The 8,088-nt window shown below is 66.2% G+C and carries 7 protein-coding genes, 2 rRNA genes and 1 pseudogene; all 10 read right to left on the bottom strand.

All coding sequences use genetic code 11. The features are described 5' to 3' along the window. The coding region (lysS, locus tag ACIQ6O_RS09865) for a lysine--tRNA ligase (protein ID WP_396207624.1) at positions 1-1,504 on the bottom strand (1,504 nt) is incomplete at its 3' end. Positions 1,505-1,515: 11 nt separating this feature from the next. After that, positions 1,516-2,641, bottom strand: a protein-coding gene (gene prfB / locus ACIQ6O_RS09870) for a peptide chain release factor 2 (protein ID WP_396207619.1) whose coding sequence is annotated in 2 segments (ribosomal slippage) — positions 1,516-2,577 and positions 2,579-2,641 — 1,125 coding nt in all. Because the reading frame shifts where the segments join, the coding sequence is not laid out codon by codon here. 148 nt (positions 2,642-2,789) lie between these two features. Beyond that, the gene (locus ACIQ6O_RS09875; protein ID WP_396207625.1) at positions 2,790-3,065 is read right to left on the bottom strand and encodes a hypothetical protein; all 276 of its coding nucleotides are present in this window, start codon (positions 3,063-3,065) and stop codon (positions 2,790-2,792) included. A gap of 324 nt (positions 3,066-3,389) precedes the next feature. Then, positions 3,390-3,482: pseudogene (locus tag ACIQ6O_RS09880) on the bottom strand (zinc-ribbon domain-containing protein); the annotation flags it as partial. Next, positions 3,482-4,501, bottom strand: coding sequence for a GGDEF domain-containing protein (locus ACIQ6O_RS09885; protein ID WP_396207620.1), 1,020 nt, complete (start codon positions 4,499-4,501; stop codon positions 3,482-3,484). The gene ACIQ6O_RS09885 and the pseudogene ACIQ6O_RS09880, both read right to left, overlap by 1 nt. A gap of 227 nt (positions 4,502-4,728) precedes the next feature. After that, on the bottom strand, positions 4,729-5,646 hold the full coding sequence (locus ACIQ6O_RS09890; protein ID WP_396207621.1) for a hypothetical protein: 918 nt from the start codon (positions 5,644-5,646) through the stop codon (positions 4,729-4,731). Positions 5,647-5,708: 62 nt separating this feature from the next. Then, a complete protein-coding gene (locus ACIQ6O_RS09895) occupies positions 5,709-6,629 on the bottom strand; it encodes a PorV/PorQ family protein (protein WP_396207622.1) in 921 nt (306 codons plus the stop codon). A gap of 119 nt (positions 6,630-6,748) precedes the next feature. Next, positions 6,749-7,627 carry a GTPase Era gene (gene era / locus ACIQ6O_RS09900; protein ID WP_396207623.1) on the bottom strand — a complete coding sequence of 293 codons (879 nt, stop codon included), beginning with the start codon at positions 7,625-7,627 and terminating at the stop codon, positions 6,749-6,751. 92 nt (positions 7,628-7,719) lie between these two features. Next, positions 7,720-7,836 (bottom strand): 5S ribosomal RNA (rrf, locus tag ACIQ6O_RS09905). 143 nt (positions 7,837-7,979) lie between these two features. After that, positions 7,980-8,088, bottom strand: a 23S ribosomal RNA gene (locus tag ACIQ6O_RS09910); the annotation flags it as partial.

An 8,088-nucleotide genomic window follows, 5' to 3' on the forward strand; every position in this document is an offset into this window, starting at 1 on the left:
CGTCGCGGATGTTCTGCGTGTCCGTGAGATACATGAACAGGCGATCGATGCCGATGCCCACGCCACCCGTGGGGGGCATGCCGTACTCCATCGCGCGCAGATAATCCTCGTCCACGCCGCTCGCCTCGTCGTCGCCGGCCGCACGCAACGCCGCCTGCGCCTCGAAGCGCTCGCGCTGATCGATGGGGTCGTTGAGCTCGGAAAACGCGTTCGCCAGTTCCTTGCCACGCGCGAAGAGTTCGAAGCGCTCGGTGATCCCTTCGGGTCCCCCGCGCTTGGGCTTCGCCAACGGCGAGAGCTCCTTGGGATAATCCACCACGAAGGTGGGCGTATCGATCCTCGACTCCACGAGCTCCTGGAACATCTCGTCGAGCACCTTGGGACGGCTCAGCGAGCCCACCTTCTGCACGCCGATGCGCTCGGCCAGCGTGCGCAGCTCCGCGTCGCTGATCGCCATCACGTCGGCACCGGCTGCTTTGGACAGGCTCGGCACCCACTCGATGCGCGGGAACGGCGTGACCAGCTGCGGCACCTTCTCACCGACGATCGGGATGGCCCGCACCGCCTCGGCCGCCGCCACCAGCAACGACTCCACGCGCGCCATCATCGTGGTGTAGTCGGCAAACGACTCGTAGAACTCGAGCATCGTGAACTCCGGATTGTGCGTCCGGTCGATACCCTCGTTGCGGAAGTCGTGGCCGATTTCGTAGACACGCTCGAAGCCGCCCACGATGAGGCGCTTGAGATACAACTCGTCGGCGATGCGCAGATACAGCGGCATGTCGAGCGTGTTGTGATGCGTGATGAACGGGCGCGCGGCCGCGCCACCGTACAGCGGCTGCAGCACCGGCGTCTCCACCTCGAGGTAGCCGAGCCCGTCGAGATGCGAGCGAATGGTGCGCGTGAGCACGCTGCGCGCGCGGAACAGCGCGCGCACCTCGGGATGCACGGCGAGGTCGGCGTAGCGCTGACGCGCCCGCTGCTCCGTATCGCTGAACGCCGAATAGCGCACCAGCTTGCCGTCGACGATCTGCTCCTTGCCCAGCGGCAACGGCCGCAGCGACTTGGAAAGCAATTCGGCGTGCGCGACCTTCACGGTGGCTTCACCGGTGCGCGTCCGCATCATGGTGCCGCGCACGCCCACCCAGTCGCCGAGATCGTATTCGCCCAGCTGCGCGAAGAGCGCCTCGCCGATCTCGTCCTTGCGGAAGTAGAGCTGCACGCGACCGTCCATGTCGGCGAGATGCGCAAATGCCGTTTTCCCCTGGCTGCGCCACGAAACGAGGCGCCCTGCCACTGACACTTCGGGGCCTTCCTCCGAACTGCCGAGCGCGGCGACCGCCTCACTGGCCGTGTGTGTGCGGTCGTACGAGTAGCCGAACGGTTCAACACCGGCGGCGCGCAGGCGCTCGAGTTTTTCGCGACGCGCCTGCATCAGGAAGTTGAGTTCCTGCTTCTGATCGGCGGGGGCACCCTGCTCGGCCGCCTCGCCATCGTTGGTCATGTTTCCGTCACTCATGACACGCCTCCCTGCGCGCTGCTTTCGCTTTCCTGCTTGAGATACGCCTGGATGAACGGATCGATGTCGCCGTCCATCACCTTCTGCACGTCGGCGATCTTGAGTTCGGTGCGGTGGTCGTTGACCATCGTGTAGGGCTGGAAGACGTAGCTGCGGATCTGGCTGCCGAAGGTCACGTCCTGCTTGTTGGCGTCGAAGGCCGCCTTCACGGCCGCCTGCTTCTCCGCCTCGAGCTGGTACAGACGATTCTTGAGCTGCTTCATCGCGGTCGCCTTGTTCTTGAACTGCGACCGCTCCTGCTGCGAGGCGCACACGATGCCCGTGGGCAAGTGCGTGATGCGCACCGCCGACGACGTCTTGTTCACGTGCTGACCGCCCGCGCCAGAGGCGCGATACACGTCGATACGCAGGTCTTCCTCGCGGATCTCGATGTTGATCTCCTCGTTCACCACGGGATACACGAACACCGACGCGAAGCTCGTGTGCCGGCGCGCCTGCGAGTCGAAGGGCGAGATACGCACGAGACGGTGCACGCCCGATTCGGGACGCAGGAAGCCATAGGCGTACTGCCCCTTGATCTCGAGCACGGCGCCCTTGATGCCCGCTTCTTCGCCCTCGGACAGATCGAGCATTTCAAGCTCGAACCCCTTCCGCTCGGCCCAGCGAGTGTACAGGCGCAGCAGCATGCTCGCCCAATCCTGCGCTTCGGTGCCACCGGCGCCCGCGCTGATTTCCACCTGCGCGTCACGGAAGTCATCCTTGCCGCGCAACAGCGACTTGAGTTCGAAGGCATCGAGTTCCGAGACGATGCGCTCCACCTCGAGATCGAGGTCGCGATTCATCCCCTCGTCGGGCTCGAGCTGCAGCAGGTCGTCGAGTTCACGCGCGCCGGCGATGCGGGAGGTCAGGGAGTCCATGGGCTCGACCCAACCCTTCAGCACCTTTACCTGCTGGACGATGTCGCGCGCATGCTCCTGGTCGTTCCAGAAGGCCGCGTCGGCCATCTCCTCTTCGTAGGCATTCAGCGTCGAGCGCTTCGACTCGACGTCAAAGATACCTCCGCATGTCCGCGAGCCGCTCGTCCGACCGCGCGAGCACCTTCAACCGTTCGCCGTCCTGCATCGATTCTCCATGTACGACACGAGCCGCCTTCCGCAGGGGAAAGCGGCCCGAGATGTGCCTGCTGCGTGACCTGCCTTCGAATATTCGAAAGCTATGCGATCAAGGGGCAGCGGAACAGTGACGGAGCCGAACGGTGCGGGCGGTCGACTCAGAAGAGCCGACGGCCACCCGCCAGAATGTCGTTGAGCGCATCCTGAAAATGCGGCGCAGACTCGGCGAGCTCCCGCCCCACCTGCTCGACGTATTCTTCATAGCTCTTCTTGATGTCCTCGCGAAAGCGCTGCCGCAGGGTGCCATCACGCAAGCCGTCCTCACGCTTCTGCGGGTGGTACGCCACGATGTCGGAGACGAGCGCCCGTGCCAAACGGCGGGCGCGCTGGGACGGATCGGCCCGCAGGAAGGGATTGATCGGCGGGCGGGCCACCGACGGGGGGGCGCTCGCGACGGTCGGCAGAGTGGACGCCGGTGTGGGTGTCACCACGGTAGACGGTGGGGTCGGACCGCCAGGAACGACGGACGCCGTTACCGGAGTCGGTGCGCGACCCGCCGTGGGAAACGATACGGGCACCGCCATGGACGTGGCCGTCGGGGTTGCCGAACGGATCGGCGTCGGCATGCGCACGGGCGTGGGCGCACGGACAGGCACGGGGGCCGGCGTCGCACGGGACACTCCGCCAGGAAACGCGGGCGCCCCCATCGGGGTGACGGACACCGGAAGGGTGCCACCCGCGATGGCAATGACGCCTCCGCAGACCGAGCAACGCGCCCGGACACCGGTAGCCGGCACCTTGGCGGGATCCACGCGGAACACCGAGCGGCACTCCGGACACGACACCGTCATCACAACCCTCCTGCCGTACGCTTGTCGCCTCGTTCACGCACCAGTTCGGAACCGCTCACCGACGTCGGCGCACAATCGTCCCGACGACGATCCACGGCCCAGACAGAACCGGGAAGCGTCTTTGCATAGCTCTTCATTTCCGTCGCCAACTCGCTGACCTCGATGCCACGTGTAAAGTGACGCCGCTGATTGGTGACCACCCCCACCGATAGCGTCATGAGCGGCACACGGTGCAATTGGCCTCGGCGGTCCTTGCCGAAGAAATATCCCACGCGACGGTCCTGCTCGGAATACTGCAGCGGGATCAATTCGTCGAATACGTGGATGATTTCATCGCACACCCTGGGTACGGCGACCAAGGGAATGGTGCACAGGAAATCGTCACCGCCGATGTGGCCGACGAACCCGTCCTCAGGACAGAGCCCTTTCACCACGTCGTGGAGAATGCGGGCTACGAGCCGGATGACCTGATCGCCGTGATGATAGCCGTAGCGATCATTGAACTCCTTGAAATGGTCGAGGTCGGCATAACACGCCGCGAACTTCTCGCCGCGTTGCACACGACGTTCGAGTTCTGCCTCGATCTCCCTGGCACCGGGCAAGCGGGTTGACGGGTGCACGTCGGTATCGCGATCGCTGCGGCGAAGCATCGCACCGAGGCGTGCGAGCGCTTCCACCGGCTCCACCGAATCCCGCACCACTTCGTCGGCGCCGGCCGAGAACGCGTCGGCAAAGAGCGTCGGTGGCACGATCATGAATACCGGGATGATGCCGGTGTACGCATCGCGCTTGAGACGCCGGCATGTTTCGAGGGCGCTCCTCGTCCACTCACCGGTCCCGCAGGCGTCGATCACGATCAGCCGCGGCCGCGCCTTGAGCGCCGACTCCATGACCTCGCGAGGATCGGCCGTGCGCGCACACTCGCCAGCGAAGCCCTCCCACCACGACGCTATCCACGCCGGCGCATCGGCGCGCGACGTCAGATGCATGGCGCTCTGATCGTTGAGGGCGAAGGTCATGAGGATCGACAGAGGAGGGGTAGCGGCGCCCGGTCGTGATGGCCACGGGGGCAGCCCCGGAAGCCGCCCCCAAAGGGGCGATACCGGGAGACCCGCTCACCCCCCAGACGATCATGTCCCGCCATTCGGCACGCTGTGCGCCCCGTCACACTGTGCGCCCCGCCCGCATGTCACGGCAGCCCCCCGTCACGGTGGGCCAGCGGTGTAACGGCGTGGCCGACGTGGACTCAGGGCGTCGTGAAGCGCAGCCCGGTCTGCCATCCCACGGGGGCGCGCGCAAGCCCAGATGTGGGCGGCGTATATCCCACGTGCACGCCGTCGAGCGCATAGTTCCCGACCCGAACGCCGCCGTACCGACGGACCCGCACGCTCACGTACGCGTCGATCAGGCTTGCGAGATGATTCACGGCCACGACGCCCAGCAGGTTCACGGCGCGCTGGTAGCTACGATTGGCGCTGCGAATGGTCTGGATGTACACGTCCTGCTGCAGCTGTGCATCACGCCAGCTCCACCGGAAGGCATCCGTCACGGCCGACCGCTGGTAGAAGGCGAGCGCGCGCTGATACTCCGCGCTGTTCGCGGCCGGTGCCACGTTCGGGTCACGCCAGAACGTTTCCCGCGCCAGCTGCCAACGGGCGCCATTGTACGTCGTCGGGTCGGTTTCTGGCTCGAGCGCCCCGCCGGGAATACGATCATAGGCCCCGCTCTCGAGGTACTGTTCGAGCCGTTCGTAGTACTCCCACGTGCCGAGCGCCGTCCCGCCGAACGTTTTGCGCGCCACACTCAGCGCCAAGTCGCGATACGCGGCCCGCTCACGGTTGCCATCACGCTGGGCGGCCACGTATTGCACCAGGAGAAACGCTTCGGCGACCGCATAGGCCACGCTCCGCTGCTGCCGCAGGGCGAACTGGCCGGCTCCTGGTGCGATCCCCGACGCAACGGGGGCCCACCAGGGCGCCGGCGCCTTCGGAGGGACCGTGAGCAGCCTGAGAGGCGCGTCACCCGTCGTAGTCGCGCTCGTCGACGCCGAGCCACGGGACAACGCAACGGGAGCCGGGTGAGCGGCCGCGGCGACGACCACATTCGGTACCTCCTGTGCCGACAGCGCGGACGCCCGGCACACACCGAGGGCGACCCACGCCACGATCGCCCCCCGTCGCCGCCGGCCTGTTACCGCCCCACGGCTGTCAGTCCCCCAAGCGCCCATCAGAACCGGGCCCGGATAGACACGTACGTGGGCGGCTCCCCGAGTTGAGACGAGAGAGCATCAAAGCGACGGGCGATGTCCACCCCGAATCCGCCGCGCTGCAGCCCCACGCCCACGGAGGGACCCGCTCCCTGCCCTTGCTGGACCTTGTACCCCGCACGGACATACGCCTGCTCCCGGTACCCCAGGGACAGCCCCACGCCGCCGGCCGTCCCTCCGATCGCCGACGCACGCAGAAGGTCGGCCGACACCTCGAGCGACGCCTTGGCCGCCGTGAGCGCCCTGACCGGCACGCGCGTGCGGGCACCGATCTGGATGATGCGCGGAAGTGGGTCAGCCTGCTCAGCGTCCTTCACCTGCAACGCTGGCCCGAGATTGCGCACCGACGCCGCCACGGTGACCGGCACCGTGGTGGGCAGCACGTACTGCGCGCCGATGTCGAGCGCGCTCGTGGAACCACTGATCACGGGAATCGCGCCGCAGATGCCGCTGCACTGGAAACGCAGCATGACGAACTTGTAGGTCAGGCCGGCGGCGAACCGCGAGCCTACCGGTGTCGCGTATGACAGCGCGAGCTGGTAGTTGCGATTGGTGATGGTGCCGATGGGCGTGCCGGTCTGGGAGTCGGTCGCCTGCTGATCCCCGTAGTTCACCAGGTACGCTGACGCCGCGAGGGTCCCCAGCACCTTGGACGGCACGGCGAACGTGAGCATATCGCTACTCGCGATCACCGTTTGCGAGTGGTGAATCGCGAGTTCCCGCTTGGGAAGGCGCGACAGCGCTGCGGCATTCCACCAGATGGCTTCCGTGCCGAGGGTGGTGTCGGCCACCACGGCATCTCCCTGACCGGCTGCGCGGGCCCCGAATGGCACGAGGAGAAAGAGGCCACCATTCTGCGCCGCGAGGGCGCGCGGTGTCACCAGGCCGGCGATACAGGCGCCGAACGCCAACAGGCGGCAGAGCCCGGGCGCAACGCGCCGCTCTGACTCTCCCCCTCCGCGTAAACGACGTCCGGACCGCAGCGACAGGCGAACGCGCATTACGGACGCGTATTGGGATCGCCGTAACCGAGCCGCAACACGGCGCTGCGGTTCTTGCGCCAGTTGGGGAGAACCTTCACCCACAGATCGAGATAAACGGGCTGCCCGACGAAGCGCTCGATCTTTTCGCGAGCGGTCTTGCCGAGTTTCTTGATCTGTTGGCCGTTGGCTCCAATCACGATGCGTTTCTGGCTTTCGCGTTCGACGTGCAGCACCGCACGAATGTACAGCGGTGACGAGCCTTCGCGGAACTCATCGATCTCGCAGGCGAGCGCGTGGGGAAGCTCATCGCCAAGCTGCTCGAGCGCGGTCTCGCGCACGAACTCCGCGCAGAAAAACCGCACCGGTTGCGTGGAGATGTCATCGTCGGGATAGAGGTACGGACTAACCGGGAGGTGTACGGTGACAGCCTCGACGAGCGCCTCGATGCCCTCACCCGTCGCGGCCGCGATGAACACGGCGTCGGGGTATCGCGACGCGAGGTCTTCTCGCTGTCCCGGGGTGAGGAGGTCGGCCTTGTTGAGGGCGAGGACGACGCGGGCGCGTGGTGCGTGCTCGAGTTGCGCGGCGCTCTGGAACGACTCGGGAATGCGTCCCGTGGCATCGACGACATGCACGAGGACATCCGCGTCGCGCACCGCGGTGAGCGCGGCATTGCGCATGGCGCTGTGGAGCGTGTCCTTGGGCTCGAGCAGCCCGGGGGTATCGAGGATGACCATCTGCGCCTCTCCCTCGGTGCGAAGGCCGACGATGCGATGGCGCGTGCTCTGCGGCTTGCTCGAGGTGATGGCGAGCTTTTCACCGACGAGGCGATTGAGCAGGGTGGATTTGCCGGCGTTGGGGAAACCAGCGACGGTGACGATACCTGCTCGGGTCATGCGACGGGGGCGATGAGTGGGGGGAAGCGGGTGAAGCCTACACAAAAGACGAACCCCCCGCCACTGCGAACAGTGACGGGGGATTCAAAGGGTGCCGGCGACGGCCTACTCTCCCGCGAGCTCTCGCCCGGAGTACCATCGGCGCTATCAGGCTTAACGACCGTGTTCGGGATGGGAACGGGTGTGGCCCTGACGCTCTAGTCGCCAGCGAATGGGGGGACTCGGTGTGGAGTCGCCATTCGACAGACAGTTGGGAAGTGATCATGTGGGCGCGGGCCACCCTTTCGGGGTTGGCCGCGCTGACGATACGTGTGCTTTGCGGTGATACTTGATGTCCAGGCCGAAGCCTGGGGGAGTCAAGCCGCACGGGCGATTAGGACGGCTGCGCTCGGAACGTCTCGCGACGCTTCCACGTGCCGCCTATCGACGGAGTCGTCTCCTCCGGCCCTTCAGGGAGCTCA

Origin of the sequence: Gemmatimonas sp., from assembly GCF_044345575.1 — a bacterium.
Lineage (GTDB): Bacteria > Gemmatimonadota > Gemmatimonadetes > Gemmatimonadales > Gemmatimonadaceae > Gemmatimonas.